Annotated in this window: 20 protein-coding genes; 12 read left to right on the top strand and 8 right to left on the bottom strand. The window is 68.9% G+C overall.

Annotation, left to right across the window (positions count from 1 at the left end; all coding sequences use genetic code 11):
• The first annotated feature begins 3 nt into the window (after positions 1-3).
• Positions 4-1659 carry a DUF885 domain-containing protein gene (locus tag AB0I19_RS01720; protein WP_357143359.1) on the top strand — a complete coding sequence of 552 codons (1656 nt, stop codon included), beginning with the start codon at positions 4-6 and terminating at the stop codon, positions 1657-1659.
• A 5-nt stretch (positions 1660-1664) separates the two neighbouring features.
• Here AB0I19_RS01720 and AB0I19_RS01715 read toward each other — a convergent pair whose 3' ends face one another.
• On the bottom strand, positions 1665-2546 hold the full coding sequence (locus AB0I19_RS01715; RefSeq protein WP_357143357.1) for a sigma-70 family RNA polymerase sigma factor: 882 nt from the start codon (positions 2544-2546) through the stop codon (positions 1665-1667).
• A gap of 173 nt (positions 2547-2719) precedes the next feature.
• Between AB0I19_RS01715 and AB0I19_RS01710 the strand changes: the two genes are divergently transcribed.
• Genes AB0I19_RS01710 through AB0I19_RS01700 form a run of 3 tightly spaced genes read left to right on the top strand, consistent with a single transcriptional unit; the run spans position 2720 to position 4852 of the window.
• Entirely contained in the window at positions 2720-3877 is a 1158-nt protein-coding gene (locus AB0I19_RS01710; protein WP_357143355.1) for a serine hydrolase domain-containing protein, read from the top strand.
• A 32-nt stretch (positions 3878-3909) separates the two neighbouring features.
• A complete protein-coding gene (locus AB0I19_RS01705; protein ID WP_357143353.1) occupies positions 3910-4335 on the top strand; it encodes a DoxX family protein in 426 nt (141 codons plus the stop codon).
• Between the two features lie 28 nt (positions 4336-4363).
• Positions 4364-4852: a carboxymuconolactone decarboxylase family protein gene (locus AB0I19_RS01700; protein ID WP_357143351.1), complete on the top strand. Its 489-nt coding sequence runs from the start codon at positions 4364-4366 to the stop codon at positions 4850-4852.
• 9 nt (positions 4853-4861) lie between these two features.
• Here AB0I19_RS01700 and AB0I19_RS01695 read toward each other — a convergent pair whose 3' ends face one another.
• The 6 genes from AB0I19_RS01695 to AB0I19_RS01670 form a co-directional block, all read right to left on the bottom strand.
• Positions 4862-5767, bottom strand: a complete 906-nt coding sequence (locus tag AB0I19_RS01695) for a hypothetical protein (protein WP_357143349.1) — start codon at positions 5765-5767, stop codon at positions 4862-4864.
• Positions 5768-5789: 22 nt separating this feature from the next.
• Positions 5790-7862, bottom strand: a complete 2073-nt coding sequence (locus AB0I19_RS01690; RefSeq protein ID WP_357143347.1) for a xanthine dehydrogenase family protein molybdopterin-binding subunit — start codon at positions 7860-7862, stop codon at positions 5790-5792.
• Entirely contained in the window at positions 7859-8851 is a 993-nt protein-coding gene (locus AB0I19_RS01685; protein ID WP_357143345.1) for a xanthine dehydrogenase family protein subunit M, read from the bottom strand. Before AB0I19_RS01685 ends, AB0I19_RS01690 begins: the two co-directional genes overlap by 4 nt.
• The gene (locus tag AB0I19_RS01680) at positions 8848-9351 is read right to left on the bottom strand and encodes a 2Fe-2S iron-sulfur cluster-binding protein (RefSeq protein ID WP_357143343.1); all 504 of its coding nucleotides are present in this window, start codon (positions 9349-9351) and stop codon (positions 8848-8850) included. Before AB0I19_RS01680 ends, AB0I19_RS01685 begins: the two co-directional genes overlap by 4 nt.
• 153 nt (positions 9352-9504) lie before the next feature.
• Complete coding sequence (locus AB0I19_RS01675) at positions 9505-10455, bottom strand: DUF4129 domain-containing protein (protein WP_357143341.1); 951 nt, start codon at positions 10453-10455, stop codon at positions 9505-9507.
• Between the two features lie 157 nt (positions 10456-10612).
• Entirely contained in the window at positions 10613-10927 is a 315-nt protein-coding gene (locus AB0I19_RS01670; protein ID WP_357143339.1) for a MerR family transcriptional regulator, read from the bottom strand.
• A 111-nt stretch (positions 10928-11038) separates the two neighbouring features.
• Between AB0I19_RS01670 and AB0I19_RS01665 the strand changes: the two genes are divergently transcribed.
• The 4 genes from AB0I19_RS01665 (at position 11039) to AB0I19_RS01650 (ending at position 13714) form a co-directional block, all read left to right on the top strand.
• The gene (locus AB0I19_RS01665) at positions 11039-11464 is read left to right on the top strand and encodes an HSP20 family small heat-shock protein (protein ID WP_357143337.1); all 426 of its coding nucleotides are present in this window, start codon (positions 11039-11041) and stop codon (positions 11462-11464) included.
• 180 nt (positions 11465-11644) lie between these two features.
• A complete protein-coding gene (locus AB0I19_RS01660) occupies positions 11645-11851 on the top strand; it encodes a hypothetical protein (protein WP_357143335.1) in 207 nt (68 codons plus the stop codon).
• Positions 11852-11993: 142 nt separating this feature from the next.
• Positions 11994-12404: a helix-turn-helix domain-containing protein gene (locus tag AB0I19_RS01655; RefSeq protein WP_357143333.1), complete on the top strand. Its 411-nt coding sequence runs from the start codon at positions 11994-11996 to the stop codon at positions 12402-12404.
• Between the two features lie 128 nt (positions 12405-12532).
• Positions 12533-13714, top strand: coding sequence for a sensor domain-containing diguanylate cyclase (locus AB0I19_RS01650; RefSeq protein ID WP_357143331.1), 1182 nt, complete (start codon positions 12533-12535; stop codon positions 13712-13714).
• A gap of 10 nt (positions 13715-13724) precedes the next feature.
• Here the strand turns inward: AB0I19_RS01650 and AB0I19_RS01645 are convergent, their stop codons facing one another.
• Positions 13725-14141, bottom strand: coding sequence for a hypothetical protein (locus AB0I19_RS01645; protein WP_067639211.1), 417 nt, complete (start codon positions 14139-14141; stop codon positions 13725-13727).
• Between the two features lie 305 nt (positions 14142-14446).
• On the opposite strand from AB0I19_RS01645, the gene AB0I19_RS01640 reads away from it, so the two are divergent.
• The 4 genes from AB0I19_RS01640 to AB0I19_RS01625 are packed head-to-tail and all read left to right on the top strand — an operon-like array spanning position 14447 to position 16700.
• The gene (locus AB0I19_RS01640) at positions 14447-14749 is read left to right on the top strand and encodes a hypothetical protein (RefSeq protein WP_357143329.1); all 303 of its coding nucleotides are present in this window, start codon (positions 14447-14449) and stop codon (positions 14747-14749) included.
• Positions 14750-14794: 45 nt separating this feature from the next.
• Complete coding sequence (locus AB0I19_RS01635) at positions 14795-15559, top strand: GTP pyrophosphokinase family protein (protein ID WP_243749964.1); 765 nt, start codon at positions 14795-14797, stop codon at positions 15557-15559.
• A 41-nt stretch (positions 15560-15600) separates the two neighbouring features.
• The gene (locus AB0I19_RS01630) at positions 15601-16209 is read left to right on the top strand and encodes a methyltransferase domain-containing protein (protein ID WP_357143327.1); all 609 of its coding nucleotides are present in this window, start codon (positions 15601-15603) and stop codon (positions 16207-16209) included.
• A gap of 50 nt (positions 16210-16259) precedes the next feature.
• Positions 16260-16700, top strand: coding sequence for a Fur family transcriptional regulator (locus AB0I19_RS01625; RefSeq protein ID WP_357143325.1), 441 nt, complete (start codon positions 16260-16262; stop codon positions 16698-16700).
• The last annotated feature ends 18 nt before the right edge of the window (positions 16701-16718 follow it).

Here is a 16718-nt window from a genome sequence, read left to right as displayed (position 1 = left end):
GGCGTGCGCACCGATTCCGGGGTGCACCGGATCTGCGACCGGTATGTCGACGATTTCGCCGCCGCGGACCCGGTGACGGCGACCCTGCTCGGCATCACCGGCCACGACGATCGGCTCACCGACTACTCCCCCGCCGGATACGAAGCCCGTGCCGAACTCGCCCGCCGAGCCGCACATACCATCGCCGCCACCACGCCCGCCGACGATGAGCGGGTGGCAGCGGCGGTGTTCGCCGAACGCATCGGCCTCGAGGTCGAGCTGCACGATGCGGGTCTGCGGCTCGGCGCCCTGAATGTCATCGCCTCGCCGGTCCAGGACCTGCGCATGGCGTTCGACGTGATGGCCGACGAAACCGCCGAGGACTGGGCGGTGATCGGTGATCGCCTCGCCGCCGTTCCGGGCAGTATCGCGGGACTGCGTGATTCCCTGCTCACCGCACAGCAGCGGGGCCGTGGCGCGGCGCTGCGGCAGGTCCTCGGCACGGCCGGACAGGTCGAGACGTGGGCAGCCGGGTTCTTCACCGCCTTCGCCGCGCCCGCCGCCCACGTGCCGGGTGCCCCGGATCTGTCCGGTGTCGCCGCGGCCGCCGACCAAGCTTTGAGCGAGTTCGCCGGGTTCCTGCGGACCGAGCTCGCGCCACACGCTCCTCGTGCCGACGCGGTGGGTGCGGATACCTACCGGCTGTGGTCGCGGTACTTCACCGGGGCCGAGATCGACCCGCATGCGGCATACACCTGGGGATGGGCGGAATTCGGGCGTATCCATGACGAGATGACGACCGTGGCCGGCCGGATCGCACCGGGCGCCTCCCTCGCCGAAGCCGCCGCGGTCCTCGACGCCGACCCCCGGTACCACCTGCACGGGCACGACGCCCTGGCGAACTGGCTGCAGGAAACATCCGATCGAGCACTGAACGCGTTGCGCGCCGTACACTTCGAGATTCCGGACGAGCTGATGGCACTGGAGTGCCGCATCGCACCGCCGGGTGGCGGAGTCGGCGCCTACTACCTCGGCCCGAGCGAGGATTTCGGCAGGCCCGGCCGTATGTGGTGGTCGGTGGAAGCGGGCCGGGAGCGGTTCAGCACCTGGCGGGAAATCAGCACCGTCTACCACGAGGGTGTGCCGGGTCATCACCTCCAGGTCGCCACGGCTGTGCGGGAGGCAAAGTCGCTCAACAGGTTTCAACGACTCATGTCGTTCGTGGACGGGCACGGCGAAGGATGGGCGCTCTACGCCGAGCGTCTCATGCGCGAACTCGGCTTTCTCGACGACGACGGTGCCCTGTTCGGCATGCTCTCCGAGCAACTCTTCCGCGCGGCCCGCGTCGTCCTCGATATCGGCATGCACCTCGACCTGCCGATACCGCCGGGCACCGGTTTTCACGACGGCGAACGCTGGACCCCGGACCTCGGCCGGGAATTCCTGCTGACGAGAACTCTCAAAGACGCGGTCACGGCCCGCGACGAGATCGACCGCTACCTGGGCTGGCCCGGCCAAGCCGCCGCCTACAAACTCGGCGAACAAGCCTGGCTAGCGGCCCGCGACGACGCCCGGCGCCGCGCGGGCGCGGAATTCCACCTGCAGCACTTCCACACCCGGGCCCTGAAGCTGGGCGGCATGGGGTTGGACACCCTGCGCACCCAGCTGGCCACGGACTGATCGAGCTATCCCAGGACGGGCGTCAGATCGAGACGGGCCAGCCGCTCCCGGTCGGACAGGATGTCGATCGCGGTGATCCGGTCGTCGGCGACGGTGAAGCCGATGACCGAGAACGGGTCACCGTCCACGGTGTTCACCAGCCCGCAGCGGCCGTCGACCAGGGCCGGGTACACGGTGCACAGGGTGGCCATGCGCCGGAATGTCTCGGCCTGGCCCGCGACGGCGGCGGCACCACGGATCACCCGCATCGCCGCACCCGCGTCGGCCCGCAACACCACCTCGGGATCGAGCAGGCGGAGCAATTCGTCGAAATCGCCACCACGCGCGGCGGTGAGGAAGGCGTCGACGACGCGGCGCCTGCGCGCGACATCCGGATCGGGACCCGGCGTTGCGCCCTGCACGCGGCGGCGCGCCTGGCTGGCCAGCTTCTTCACCGTCTGTGGCGTGCGGTCCACGATCGGAGCGATCTGTTCGTAGGGCATGGCGAACATGTCGTGCAGCACGAAGGCGAGCCGTTCGGCGGGACGCAGCGACTCGAGCACGACGAGCAGGGCCAGGCCGACCGAATCGGCGAGCACCACTTCCTGTTCGGGGTCGGCGACGGTCTCGCTCGTGATCACCGGATCGGGCAGACGATCGTTGTCGAGCGGTTCCTCGCCGCGGCTCCTGCGTGAGCGGAGCATGTCGAGGCAGACCCGTCCGACGACGGTGGTGAGCCAGCCACCGAGGTTGTCCACCTCGGCGGTGTCGGTGCGGGCCAGCCGCAGCCAGGCCTCCTGTACCGCGTCGTCGGCCTCGGTGAGCGAGCCGAGCATCCGGTAGGCGACCGCCCGCAGGTGGGCGCGGTTGTCCTCGAACTGTTCGGCCAGCAACTGTGCGTTCTGCACGGGGTCCTCCTCGATGTCGTCCCACCACTCTGACGAAAGGGGGGCGCCGAGTGTGACCGTAGTGCCGTGACCAGTGTTTTTCCACGACCGGGTCACGTTCTGCCCGTGGCTTACGTCAGTGCGTCAGAACACGATCCGCCGCGGCCGGAAGCTGCGGCCGAAAGGAGAACATCATGGTCGAGGTGCACGGCTTCGTCGCCGAGGGATACGAACAGGTGCGGGCCGAATTCGCGGCCGTAGTGAGCGAGGAGGGCGACCCGGGCGCACAGTTGGCAGCGTTCGTGCGTGGTCGTCGAGTGGTCGACCTCTGGTCCGGGCACGAGGTGTCCGGTACGACGCTGACCGGGCTGCATTCCACCAGCAAAGGCGCCGCCGCCCTGGTGATCGCGCTGCTGATCCAGGACGGTGTGCTCGACATCGACCGGCCCGTGGCCGACTACTGGCCGCGCTTCGCCCAGTCGGGCAAGGAACGGATCACGGTGCGCGACATGCTGGTTCACCGCTCCGGTGTGGTCGGGGTCGACGGTGGCTTCACCGTCGCGGAACTGGCCGACGACCGGGTGATCGCCGAACGGCTCGTCGGGCAGCGACCCTACTTCGAGCCGGGCACCGTGCACGGATACGGCGGGTTCGTCACCTACGCCGTCGTCGGGGAGGTGGTGCGGGCCGTCACCGGCGCCACCGTGCGCGAACTGTTCGAGCAGCGCATCCGCGCGCCCTTCGACCTCGACATCCACCTCGGCCTGCCCGCCGACCTGGAGCACCGCTACCTGCCGATCCTGCCCTGGCGCGCCACACCGGAGGCCGAAGCCGCCTTCGCCGCGAATTCCCCCGCGCCGCACAGCATCGCGGGCATCGCCTACAACCTCAACGCCCACGGCTTCACCGCCGCCGACGTGATGGCGCTGCCCAACGACAGCACCGTGCGCAGGCTCGGCCAGGCCTCGGCGGGTGGGGTCGGCAGCGCGGCGGGTATCGCGGCGATGTACGCGGCGGCCACCACCGGGATCGACGGACGCGAACCACTGCTGTCGCTGGAAACCATCGCGACGGTGTCCACCGTCCACTCCGGCGGTCGCGACCTGGTGCGCGGTGACAACGCACCGTACGCGCTCGGTTTCGAAGCCAAGAGCCTGCTCACTCCGTTCCTCGGCGCCTACGCCATCGGGCACACCGGTTCCGCCGGATCGGACGGGTTCGCCGACCCGCACAGCGGCTTGACCTACGGCTACACCCGCCGTCGCGCCGCCTTCGCCTTCAACGCCCCCGAGAACGCCCGGCTCGCCGCCGTCCTCCACCGGGCCGCGACCAATGTCGCGGCCGCCGCCTGACCGATTCCCTTCCCACACAGGAGAACTCACTCATGACTACTCGCCTGACCCGCGTCGCGAAATTCGCGCGCTGGGTGCCCGTTGCCGCAGTCCTCGCCGAAACCGCCGTCGGCGCCTACTGGGATCTCGCCCGGATCTCCTACGTCCGCGAATCCTTCGACCACCTCGGCTACCCGATGTACTTCGCCACCGTCCTCGGAGTCGCGAAAACCGCCGCGCTGGCCACCATTCTCACGCCCGGCCACCCGCGCACGAAGGAATGGGCCTACGCCGGACTGGTCTTCGTCTACGGCGGTGCGGCGGCGTCCCACCTGGCCGTCGGCGACGGCCCCGACAAATGGGCCATGCCCCTGTTCTTCACCGCCGCCACCTTCGCCGCCCGCGCCTGGCTGCCCACCGGTGGATCCACCACCGCGGCCCTGCGTTCCCTCACCGGCTCCCGAACCCGCATCGCCTGAGAATCACACCACCGGAAAGGAAATCATCATGTCCGACCGTTCCCGCCTGCCCAACCCCCAGCAGCTCGTCCCGGCCCTCGCCGAGGTCGGCGCCGCACTGTTCAAAGCCGTCGGCAACGGGGCGATCCCCCGCTCGACCATCAGCCTGATCCAATTGCGCGCGGGCCAGATCGTCGGCAGCACCTATCTGACGGCGCTGCACACCGGAAACCTGCGCGCCGCAGGGGAATCCGAGGACCGGATCGCCGCCGTCGCGACCTGGCGTGACGCACCGTCGTTCACCGAGCCCGAACGCGCCGCGCTCGCGCTCACCGAGGCCGTCCTGCTTCCTGCGGCGCACGGCGAACGGGTCACCGCCGAGCTCTACGACGCGGCCGCGAAGCATTACGACGAGACGGCTCTGGCCACCCTCGCCATGGCGATCGGGCAGGTGAACTTCTTCGTCCCGCTCGCGCTCATCGGCAAGCCACTGCCCGGCCGCCCACCGGCCGAGCAGTGGACCCCCGTGCCCGCCTGATCCGGCACCTCAGAACAGGCTGGTCTGCGCCGGTTCCGGGGTGACGCTGATCGCCGGATCGAGTTCGATCCGGCGACCGACGAGGCGGGAGTCGTTGACCAAGACGAGTTCAGCGGCTCCCGCCGGATCACGGCAGGCCAGGGTGTGGCCGTGGGCGGCTACCGCGTCGAACACGTATTCGCCTGCGGCGGCGGTGATTTCGATGGGATCCGGGAATCGGCCGCTGGCCTGGATGGTCGCGTAGAAGTCGCGACCGCCCGACCACGCGATATCGGTGCGGACGATGTCGTCGGGCAGGGCGCTTGCCGCGTGTGCGGCGGCCTCGGCCACTCCTGCTTCCACCGCCGACCACGGCCGCAACGGGCGGGTGAGAATCCGCGTCTTGGTGACGCCCGGCACCGATTGGCGCAGCCCGGCCCGCTCGGTCACCACCCGTTCGAGTTCGCGCACATGCAACCCGTCGGGCGAATCGGTGATGAAGCGGGCGGCCAGTGCGCCCTGTTCGAACAGCCTGCGGTGCCTGCGCATCGCCGAAGCCGTCCCGACCTTGGCCATCCCGTCACCGAAGTACGCGATGTAGAGGTGGTGTGGGCGGGCCATGTAGTCGCGCACCTGTTCGGGCAGGGCAGCGAGCGGGCCGCGATGACTGTGCACCACCGACCACCCCTCCCGGATCCGGCACCGTTCGCACTGGTGACCGGTGTCGATCCGCGCCTCGTGCGGGCAGATCCGGCGCCCGGGTTCGCCGCCGAACGCGCGATAGCCGAGGCAGTAGCGGCCCTCGGTGACCCGGAACGCGAGCCGGGTGCCGAGACCGGGCAGCAGGTCGACGATGCCGTCCGCGCGCAGCAATTCGTAACACCATCGGCCCTGCTCGTCCCAGCGCGTGCCGCAGTACAGGGCGGTGGAGGTCATCCGGCGAATCTAGGCGATGGGCTCAGACGGCGTCGAGGAGGTCCTCGAGGTGGATGGGAACATGGCGGACGCGGACTCCGGTGGCGTGGTAGATCGCGTTGCCGACGGCCGCCGCCGAGCCGACGATGCCGATCTCACCGATTCCCTTGGCGCCCATGGGATTCACGTGCGGGTCGTGTTCGTCGATCCAGCTGACGTCGATCTCGCCGATGTCGGCGTTGACGGGAACGTGGTAGCCGGCCAGGTCGTGGTTGACGACCTCGCCGATGCGGGTGTCGAAGACGCTCTCCTCGTGCAGGGCCATGCCGATGCCCATGGTGATGCCACCGATGAACTGCGAGCGGGCGGTGCGCGGGTTGATGATGCGGCCCGCGCCGAACACGCTCACCACCCGGGGCACCCGGATCTCGGCGGTGTCGGTGTCGACCCGCACCTCGACGAAATGCGCGCCGAAGGCGTGAGTCGAGAAGTTCTCCCGCGCCGGGTCTTTCGACGTTTCCACCGTCGTCTCGGCACCGTCGGCCGGGTCGTCGCCGTAGCGGCGGCGGAAGTCCTCGGCAGCGGCGACCACCGCCGATCCCCACGACGCCATCCCGCTCGAACCACCCGCGACGGTTCCGGCGGGCAGCCGGGAGTCGCCGATGCGCAGGTCGATGCGGTCACCGGCGACACCGAGCGCGTCGGCGGCGATCTGGCCGAGTGTCGTCCAAGTGCCGGTGCCGATGTCCATGGCGTCGATGGCCACCTCGTAGCGTCCGCCGGTGAAACGCACCCGGGCGCTGTTGCCCGGATTCACATCGGCCGGATAGGTGGCCGCAGCGACCCCCGAGCCGACCAGCCAGCGTCCGTCCCGGCGCGATCTCGGCGCCGGATCGCGGTCGGCCCAGCCGAACCGCCGTGCCCCGGTACGCAGGCATTCGACCAGCCCACGACTGGAGAACGGGCGCCCCGATTCCGGGTCGACCTCCGGTTCGTTGTGGATGCGCAGCGCGATCGGGTCCATGCCGAGTGCGACGGCCAGCTCGTCCATCGCCGTTTCGGCCGCGTACATCCCGGGGCAGTGTCCCGGCGCCCGCATCCACGACGACACCGGCACGTCCAGCGCCGCGAACCGGTGGGTCGTGGCGCGGGTACCGGACGCGTACATCACTCGCGACACGATCGCGGTCTGCTCGGCGAATTCCTTGACCTTCGAAACCTGTTGGACCACATCGTGACTCAGTGCCGTCAAGGTACCGTCGTGATGGGCGCCGAGCCGGATCCGCTGCACACTCGGAGTGCGGTAACCGGCCAGGGAGAACAGCTGCTGGCGGGTGAGTGCCAGTTTCAGGGGTTTGCCGCCGGTGAACCGCGCAGCCATGGCCGCGAGCACGATATTGGCGTGCGGTTCGCCCTTCGACCCGAACCCACCGCCGACGTACGGTGCGATGACATGCACCTGTTCGGGTTCCAGCCCGAACAGCGGCGCCAGCGTCGAGCGCACCACGTGCGGGCCCTGGGTGGAGTCGTAGAGGATCAGGCCGTCCTCGGTCCAGTGCGCGATGGTGGCGTGCGGTTCCATCGGATTGTTGTGCACCATCGCGGTGGTGTAGGTGTGGTCGACGGTCACCGGGGCCAGATCGAGTGCCTTCTCGACATCACCGATGGTGGTGTCGGTGGCGAAGCCGCCGCTCACGTCCTCGGGTGCGTACAGGTCGTCACGGTCGGCGTCGAAGACCACGTCGGCGGGGCTCTCGTCGTAGCTCACCCGCACCCGTGTGGCCGCCTCGCGCGCGACCTCGGGGCTGGTGGCGACAACCACCCCGATCAGCTGGCCGCGGAAGGCGACCTCGTCGTTCTGCAGGATGAACAGTTCGTTGTCGTCGTCGGCGGCCAGCCGTGGCGCGTTGAGATGGGTGAGCACCGCGACGACACCGTCCATCGTCTCGGCCTCGCGGGTATCGATCGCCCCGATCCGGCCGCGCGCGATGGTGGCCTGAATCGGGAAGGCGTGCAAGGCATCCCGGAGCGAATGTTCCATCGCGTACGGTGCCCGGCCGCGCAGCTTCGCCGGTCCGTCGACACGGGTGGGGGAACTGCCGATCGCGGGTGTCATCGCGCCCCCTGCTCGGTCAGGTCGCGCAAGGTCGCGACGAGGACTTTGCGTGCCAGTGGGATCTTGAAGGCGTTGTGCCGCTGTGGGCGTGCGGCGGCGAGTTCGGCGTCGGCGGCCGCGGCGAAGCTCGTTTCGGTGGCGGGCCGACCGCGCAGCGCGGCTTCGGCGGCGTGGGCGCGCCAGGGTTTGTGCGCGACACCGCCGAACGCGATGCGGCAATCGCGAACCTGCCCGTCGACGATGTCGACGGCCGCGGCGACGGAGACCAGCGCGAAGGCGTACGACGCCCGATCGCGCACCTTGCGGTAGGTGGAGGTGGCCGCCCAGTCCAGGGCGGGCAGGTCGACGGCGGTGATGAGGTCGCCGTGGGCCAGGACGGTGTCGCGTTCGGGTTCGGTGCCGGGCAACCGGTGCAGATCGACCAGCGGGATCTCGCGTTCGCCGTCGGCGCCGAGCACGTGGACCGTCGCGTCCAGCGCGGTCATGGCCACCGCCATGTCGGAGGGGTGGGTGGCGATGCACCGGTCCGAGGCACCGAGGACGGCTTGGTCGCGGTCGTATCCCCCGATGGCCGAACAACCGCTGCCGGGCGTGCGCTTGTTGCACGGCGTTGTCACGTCCTGGAAGTACGGGCAACGGGTGCGTTGCAGCAGGTTGCCCGCAGTGGTGGCCAGATTGCGCAGCTGGGGTGACGCGCCGGCGAGCAGCGCGGCCGAGAGCATCGGGTAGCGGGCGCGGATGACCGGGTGCGCCGCGAGGTCGGCATTGCGCACCGTCGCGCCGACCCGCACGCCACCGTCCGGGCGTTCGGTGATGTCGTCGAACGGCAGCCTGCTCACGTCGACGAGCAGGCCGGGTGCGGTGATACCGAGCTTGAGGTGATCGACGAGATTGGTTCCGGCGCCGAGGAATACGGCGTCCGGTTCGGCGAGCATCGTCGCCACCGCCTGCTCGGGCCCGATCGCGCGTTCGTAGCCGAAGTCCCTCACCGGGCGGCCTCCGCGATCGCGGCGACAATATGCGGATAGGCGCCGCAGCGGCACAGGTTGCCGCTCATCCGTTCCCGGATCTCGTCGTCGGTGAGCTCGACCGAACCGGTGAGGTCGGCGGTGACATGACTCGGCGCACCCGCCTTCACCTCTTCGAGCATGCCGACCGCCGAGCAGATCTGGCCCGGCGTGCAGTAACCGCACTGGAAACCGTCGTGCTCGAGAAAAGCCTGATGCACCGGATGCAGGTCGTCACCGTCGGCGAGCCCGTCGGCGGTCACGATGGTCGCACCGTCGTGCGCGACGGCCAGCGCAAGACACAGCGTGGCGCGACGCCCGTCGAGCAACACCGTGCACGAACCGCACTGCCCGTGATCGCACCCCTTCTTCGGAGAGGTCACACCGAGCTGTTCACGCAGGACGTCGAGCAACGTGGCCCGCGTATCGACACCGACCTCCCGCGTATGCCCGTCCACGGTCAAACTGATCTGCGCACGCATCGAACGGCCTCTCGTCGTGGGACACCGACCTCACCACCGACCACCGCGGCACGCCCTCACGGGCCCGCCACCAGCTGCTACCCGAACAGGTGTGCTCCAGCACACACCGCCACCGTAGCAAAGACGCGGCGTACCTCCCCACCTCGCCGGGCGCTAGGCGACGAGTTCGGCGGTGCGGCGTTGGAGGTCGGCGAGGACGGCGCGTAGGGATTGTTCGGCGCGGATGCGTTGCCAGCCGAGCATGTCGTGGGGGCTGAATCTGGCTTCTTCGAAGAGGGTGACGAGTTCGTGGGCGGAGGAGTCCTGCAGGACGCCGGTGGTGAAGGCGCGGGCCAGGACCTCGTTGGGGGTGTCGGAGATGAGGGGGGCGGCGGCGCGGTCGGCGGACAGGCCGCGTTCCATGGCGGCGTAGCAGGCGATGATGGCCTCGCGGGTGTCCTGGCCGGGGGCGATCATCGCGGCCAGACCCATTTCGGCGGCCCGGGTGAGCGAATCCACTTCGGGCGCGGGCAGTTCGGTGTCGGCCGGTGGGACGTGGTCGGGGACGCGACGCGCGGAACCGAACGCCGCTGCCAGACCGACCATCGCGATCGCCACCAACAGCAGGGCGAGCACGGTCGCGACGACGAGGGTGAGACCACTCAGATCCGGTGTGCTGAAAGGGGATTCGGGAGCTGTAGCATCGAGCGAGGTCGGGCGGTCGCGTACCGGCGCGTCCTCGGGCGGCGTCTGCTCGGTTTTCGCGCCGGGCAGCAGGAACAGGGCGACGATCCCACCGGCGAACACCAGCGCCGCGGCCCCGACAGCGACCGGGAGGAGCACCGACAGCCGTCCGACCCGCAACCGTGGCAGCCCGCCACCGGCGGTCTCGATCTGCGGCATCGCCAACGGCAAGCGGTGCTGGCTGATCAGGACCCCGGCCGCCAGAATGACCACCGAGACGAGCAACAGCACCGGCATCACCGCGACCGTCAGCGCGGATGGCCGCTCCCCCGCCGCCGGGACGACCCCGGGAACCCGACCGCGCAGGGCGATGACGGCGCCGGTCATCAGGGCGATCACCAGCACCGATCGCAGGATCGGCACCCAACTCGTCACACGCACACTCGGTCTTTCGCAGGCGAAATTCGGCCGGACAGCCGCCCTGAAACCTAGGACCCGCCCTCACCAGGAAAAACCGTTAACCGAAGTCATTGGAAGATTCACGACACTTTCCGCGCGACCCCATGCTCACCCACAGGAACAGACCATCGGGTAGGCGTTAATCCGGGGGTAGCTCGCCGCGCAGCCGAGCACGGAGGACGGCGTTGGCGTCCTCGAGCTCGAGGATGCGACCGATCCCCGCGATGTTCACCCCCGCGGCCGCGAGCGCGACGATGCGCTGCAGGCGCGCCAGGTCGTTGCTGCTGTAGCGACGGGTACCGCCGTCACTGCGCGCCGGGGTGAGCAGCCCGTGCCGCTCGTAGAGCCTCAGCGTCTGCACACCGACCCCCGTCAGTTCAGCTGTCACCGAGATCCCGTACACGGCCTGCGCCGGGTCGGGTAGCGGGGATCCCGCGTGCGGGTCCAGCGACATCTCACTCCTCTCTTGCACTCTCATGCCGAGAGTGCTAAAACAAATCTATGCCACACGGCATAGGTTACCTGACCTACGAGAGAGAAATGGAGTGAGTTGGAGGTGGCGACCATGCTGATGCGTACCGATCCTTTCCGCGATCTGGACCGTTTCACGCAGCAGGTGCTCGGCACCGCGGCCCGGCCGACGGTGATGCCGATGGACGCCTGGCGTGAGGGCGACGAGTTCTTCGTCGAATTCGACCTGCCGGGTATCGACCCGAGCTCGCTCGACCTGGATATCGAACGCAACGTTGTCACCGTGCGAGCATCGCGACCCGAACTCGACTCGAGCCGCGAGATGATCGCCGCGGAACGCGCGCGCGGGGTGTTCAGCCGTCAGCTGTTCCTCGGCGAGGGCCTCGACACCGACAACGTCCGCGCCGAATACACCGACGGCGTGCTGCGCCTGACGATCCCGGTGGCCGAGAAGGCCAAGCCGCGCAAGATCGAGATCGCACACTCCAACGGACATCAGCGCCAGGCGATCAACGCCTGACCCGTCCGGACGCTTCCCTGCGAGGAGGCGCGTCATGACCCCGCTGCAGCGTCCGCCGACCCAGCGCGGACCCCCGCCGCAACGGCGAGAACACCTCGAAAGTCACGTCGCTCTTCCACCTCGGGGTGGGCCGGTCCGGCAGCCGGCCCACCCCGCCGAATCCGCATCTGGAGGTCGAGAATGATCCCTACCCGCGATGACGCCGACTTCGCCGAACAGCTCGCGGTGGCCGACGACGCCGACCGCGAAGCGGGCCTCGATCTGGACGCGCTCACACCCCCGAGCGAATTCGCCCGCGCCGCCTGGGATTCCGCGGACCCGGCCGACGTATTCGACCAGTCGTGGATCACTCCGATGCCGGACGACGACTACCCTCTCGCCTACTGAGGCAGGCCACCGCGTTTCGCCGTGGAACAAACGCCCCGGCCGAATTTCGTGATGGAAGCCACAAGTTAGCTGGCACTATTGCCAGCGACACAGCGAGCGGCAGAAGATGGTCTTCTGACCAACCTGATGTCGAGGAATCGCCGTGTCGCACTTCGCTACCCGCCTCAACGAGCTCTTCCGCAATCCACCCGAGCAGGTCGCGGACCGGTGCACCAACCGCCAGGTCGCACGCTCGTTGCAGGCGGCGGGGCATCGCATTTCGGCACCGTATCTGTCCCAGCTGCGGTCGGGCGGTCGCAGCAACCCTTCGTGGAGAACTGTTGCCGCACTGGCCGATTACTTCCAGGTGGAACCTGACTACTTCTTCGGCCGCGACCTGAACGACTCGAACGTCGACGACAGCACCCTGCTCGCGCGCTTGCAGCTCGACCGGCCGCGCCTGTTCCTCGTGCAGACGATCGGCCTGTCCCGCGACTCGATCGACCTGCTCGTCACCATGGCCGAGCACTTGCGCGCGAGCGAGCGATTGCTGGACGTTCACTTCGACAGCTGAGCCCGCCCGACTCCCGCCGCACCGTATCGGTGCGGCCGAGCGGACGCTGCCCGGGCCCGACGTGGCATGATCACCACCGACCGCATCGGCCGCGGCAAGGACGCCGCCCACCTGGAACCGGCTTCGCTATGAACCTCGACGACCACGCAGACGAGTGGGCTCGGCGCCTGGCCGAGCTCGGTCCGGTCTCGCGGGATTCGCTCGTCGAACAGGTCCGCCGCATAGTCGCCGAGCTCGGCGAGGCACCGCACGAGTCCGCGTTCGAGGCAGGCGAACGAGCCGCGCGAGCGATAGCCGACCTCGGCCTCAGCGACCCGGCCGTCATCGCCGCGTCGGTTCCGGTACTACGCGCGGTCGCCGAGTCGGCGAGGCCGCGCGATCTCGCCGTCGGCGATGCCCTGCTCGGCGGATTCGGCACCGGCTTCGCGCGCGCCCTGTGCGCCGGGCCTGCGCATGCCGAGGGCTATGAGATCGCCTTCCACCACTCCTCCATCGGCATCTCCATCGGCGACGAGAACGGCATCATCCTCGACGCGAACCCGGCCTTCGAACGGCTCATCGGCCGCGACCTGGCCGAGCTGCGCAGCACGACCGGTTTCACCATGTTCCCGGCCGACCGGCAGACCGAGGTGCGCGAGCGGGTGATGCGCGCCCTCGAAGACTCGGCGACCGGCAGCATCCAGATCGAAGGCCGATTCCCCCGCCAGGACGGATCGATGGTGTGGACCTCCTGGACCGTCACCCGCTGCGCCTCGGCCGACGGCGAACGCCGGTACCTGCTCGGCTTCGGCGAGGACATCACCGAAAGACGCACGACCACAGAGCAATTGCAGTGGCAGGCGATGCACGACCCGCTCACCGCCCTGCCCAACCGGCGGTACCTGCTCGACCGGCTGAACACCGTCATCGATGAGGCGGATCCGCAGGCGAGGGCGGGGGTGTGCGCGCTGGATCTGGACAACTTCAAAGAGGTCAACGACTCGTTCGGCCACATCGTCGGCGACAAATTGCTCGCCGCCGTGTCGCACAGGCTAGAGTCGGCGGCCGCCGCGCACGGGTGCGTGCTGGCGCGGACCGGCGGCGACGAGTTCGTCGTCCTCGCCGAGCCACCGGCCGACCAGGACCTCCTCGACCGGCTGGTCGCCGCGCTCCACAAGGCGCTCAGCACCCCGGTCACCGTCGATACCGTGAGCATCGACGTGACGGTGAGCATCGGCGCGGTCCTCGTCGAGCTGGCGGGCCAGGGGCCCGACCACCTGCTCACCCGCGCCGATCAGGCTCTCTACGCCGCGAAATACGCGGGCAGCTGAACGGTCCGGATCACTCCGGCGGCTCCGGCCTGCGGATCTCGTCGGGCACGGAACCACCGGCCACGTCGGCGGCGATGCCGAGGTCCTCTTCGTAGCCGACCCGCGGAGCGACCTCGTTGCCGTCCTGATCGAGTTCGACCGAGGACGACCCGGCCGCCTGCGGCGCGGAACCGGGAACCACATCGGGTTCCTCCTCGGCCAGGCGTTCGTCCAGCCCACGCGGGGTGGCCTCTTCGGCCGGGGTCATCCCGTATTTCGTGACGCCGGTCCAGTGCTCGGGCGGGTCCATGCCCGCTTCCAGCGGGTCTTCGCGCAGGCGGTCCTCGTCGAGGTCCTCACTGCTGTTGAGCGCGGCCGGATCGGTTTCGACCGAGTCGGGCGCGCCGGTGTCCTGGGGTGGGTCGTAGGTGTCGTCTGGTTCGGTCATGCCGTGGCCCTACCCCGCCGACCGCGCCGCAAACGGTACCGGTGTGCCAAAACGTAGCTGGCGCGGTGGCGCGCACGAGCGCTGACGCTCACTCCATGCCACGAGACCACCACTTTCATGCTCGGCGACACGATTTAGCTGGAAAATTGCGACACGCAGATCGGTCCCATCCCATCGGCCCGCCGGGCCGAATACATGACGGGTCACCGCCCATCGGCGGGTGGCGATCCTCGCGAGTCACCGCCGACACGCCCCACTCCCGCTGCCCCCGTTGATATTTCGAGCCCGAACGCGAGGAATTCTCGATGATCACCGACGCACAACCCGACCGCTGCCCCGAGATCGCTCCCCCGGAACCCACTCCCGCGCCGGAACCGAAACGCACCGACCTCACCCCTCTCGCACTGCCCGCCCTCGGTACCTCGGTGGTGATGCTCGCCCTCGGCGCACTCGCGGTGTTCCCCCTCGGGCACTGGATGCACGACTACGGCATCGTGCTCGTGCTCACCGCCTACATGCTCTACATCGCCTGCTTCACCGCCCTGGCAGCGTGGGGATTCGCCCAGCTCAACCACCATCGGCTCGATGAGGACGAGCCGGGGCTGTGACGCCCCCGCGGGGCCGTCGGCCACGTAACGGGCACAATGGTCGGGGTGAAACCCTGGCAACCCGACACCGGCTCGGCATCCAACGGGCAACTGGTCGATGTCGACGACGTGCGCGCGCTGCGCGACCAGTTCGTCGACTTCATGCTCGGGTACAAGTTCGCGATCGACGAGGTCACCACCAAGATCAACATCCTGCGCGAGGACTTCAACAACACCCACGCCTACAACCCCATCGAGCACGTCGGCTCGCGGCTCAAGTCGCCCGAGAGCGTGCTCGAGAAGGTGCGGCGCAAGAACTACGCGATGAACCTGGCCGCCATCCGCGAGAACGTGCTCGACATCGCCGGCGTGCGGGTGGTGTGCAGCTTCATCTCCGATATCGCCACCATCCGGGACCTGCTGGTCAGCCAGGCCGACATCACCGTGCTCGAGGAGCGCGACTACATCACCCACCGCAAGCCCAACGGGTACCAGAGCCTGCACCTGATCGTGTCGATCCCGGTGTTTCGGGCCGGGCACACCCAGCGGGTCCCGGTGGAGATCCAGATCCGGACCATCGCCATGGATTTCTGGGCCAGCCTCGAACACAAGATCTATTACAAATACCGGGGTGAGGTGCCGCCGAACCTGCGCAGCGACCTCGCCCAGGCGGCCGAGGCGGCCACCCAGCTCGACGAGAAGATGGAAGCGCTGCACCGCCAGGTCGATCGAGCCGCCGAGCCCAAAACCGCCGCCGGTGATGCCCTCGACCTCAGCGTGCTCTATCACAGCCTCACCAGCCGGCCATTTCCCGGAGATCTCCGCGCCTAGCCCGTAAATCGCGCTAGGGTCGGCCGCAGGAGGAGTCGATCATGAGCGCATCGAAGGACCGCACGCCCAGTCAGTGGGAGGAGATCGTCGCCGCCGACCCGTCGCATTCGGCGAGGTACGTGCAACGATTCCGCACCCTCGCGGCCGAGGGCACCGACATCGTCGGTGAGGCGCGACTGGTCGACGCCATGCTCGGACGTGGGGCGCGCGTGCTCGACGCGGGCTGCGGACCCGGCCGGATCGGCGGCTACCTGCACGACGCGGGGCACACCGTGGTCGGTGTCGATGTGGACCCGGTACTCATCGACGCCGCGCGCGCCGATCACCCCGGCCCCACCTGGCTCGTCGGCGACCTCGCCGAACTGGATCTGCCCACCCGCGATTTCGACGCCATCGTCTGCGCGGGCAATGTGCTCACCTTCCTCGCGCCGTCCACCCGGATCGCGGTGCTCGAGGGGTTCGCCCGCCACCTCGCACCCGCGGGCCGCCTGATCACCGGCTTCGGCGCCGAGCGCGGTTACGAGTTCGCCGATTTCCTCGACGACACCGAAAAAGCCGGCCTCGCAACCGATCTCCTGCTGTCCACCTGGGACCTGCGGCCCTTCCGCGACGACTCCGACTTCCTCGTCGCGGTGTTCTCACGAACCTGACCCGGAACAAATACTTGACTGATTCAAGAAAACGGGGAAGACTTCGTGGCGTGTCGACGGACCAGGAATTCCAGCAGATGCTGCGGGGAGTTTCACTGCGCGTCACAGCTCCGCGTGTCGCGGTGCTCGGCGCTGTGCACGAACACCCGCACGCCGATACCGATTCGGTGATCCGGGCGGTCCGCTCGCGACTGCCCGGTGTGTCCCACCAGGCGGTCTACGACTCGCTGCGCACTCTGACCGGCGCCGGACTACTGCGCTGCATCCAGCCACGCGGCCTGGTCGCCCGATACGAGTCGCGCGTCGGCGACAACCATCACCACCTCATCTGCCGGGACTGCGGCGCGATCTTCGACGTCGACTGCCAGGTCGGCGAAGCACCCTGTCTCACCGCGTCCGACGACCACGGCTTCGCCATCGATGAAGCCGAGGTCATCTACTGGGGCCTGTGCCCCGACTGCGCGCACGCACCGTCCACCCCTAACGAGTAGTCCGCACCACCCCGTCCA

Source organism: Nocardia sp. NPDC050413, assembly GCF_040655475.1.
Taxonomy (GTDB): Bacteria; Actinomycetota; Actinomycetes; order Mycobacteriales; family Mycobacteriaceae; genus Nocardia; species Nocardia coubleae.
This window is presented reverse-complemented; position numbering and strand designations above follow the sequence as displayed.

Excerpts from the sequence above, each read along its gene's own strand:
- AB0I19_RS01645 (WP_067639211.1), bottom strand. The coding sequence starts at position 14,141 with ATGACCGAACCAGACGACACCTACGACCCACCCCAGGACACCGGCGCG.
- AB0I19_RS01630 (WP_357143327.1), top strand. The coding sequence starts at position 15,601 with ATGAGCGCATCGAAGGACCGCACGCCCAGTCAGTGGGAGGAGATCGTC.
- AB0I19_RS01700 (WP_357143351.1), top strand. The coding sequence starts at position 4,364 with ATGTCCGACCGTTCCCGCCTGCCCAACCCCCAGCAGCTCGTCCCGGCC.
- AB0I19_RS01695 (WP_357143349.1), bottom strand. The coding sequence starts at position 5,767 with ATGACCTCCACCGCCCTGTACTGCGGCACGCGCTGGGACGAGCAGGGC.
- AB0I19_RS01690 (WP_357143347.1), bottom strand. The coding sequence starts at position 7,862 with ATGACACCCGCGATCGGCAGTTCCCCCACCCGTGTCGACGGACCGGCG.
- AB0I19_RS01710 (WP_357143355.1), top strand. The coding sequence starts at position 2,720 with ATGGTCGAGGTGCACGGCTTCGTCGCCGAGGGATACGAACAGGTGCGG.
- AB0I19_RS01670 (WP_357143339.1), bottom strand. The coding sequence starts at position 10,927 with ATGTCGCTGGACCCGCACGCGGGATCCCCGCTACCCGACCCGGCGCAG.
- AB0I19_RS01665 (WP_357143337.1), top strand. The coding sequence starts at position 11,039 with ATGCTGATGCGTACCGATCCTTTCCGCGATCTGGACCGTTTCACGCAG.
- AB0I19_RS01680 (WP_357143343.1), bottom strand. The coding sequence starts at position 9,351 with ATGCGTGCGCAGATCAGTTTGACCGTGGACGGGCATACGCGGGAGGTC.
- AB0I19_RS01705 (WP_357143353.1), top strand. The coding sequence starts at position 3,910 with ATGACTACTCGCCTGACCCGCGTCGCGAAATTCGCGCGCTGGGTGCCC.
- AB0I19_RS01640 (WP_357143329.1), top strand. The coding sequence starts at position 14,447 with ATGATCACCGACGCACAACCCGACCGCTGCCCCGAGATCGCTCCCCCG.
- AB0I19_RS01650 (WP_357143331.1), top strand. The coding sequence starts at position 12,533 with ATGAACCTCGACGACCACGCAGACGAGTGGGCTCGGCGCCTGGCCGAG.
- AB0I19_RS01660 (WP_357143335.1), top strand. The coding sequence starts at position 11,645 with ATGATCCCTACCCGCGATGACGCCGACTTCGCCGAACAGCTCGCGGTG.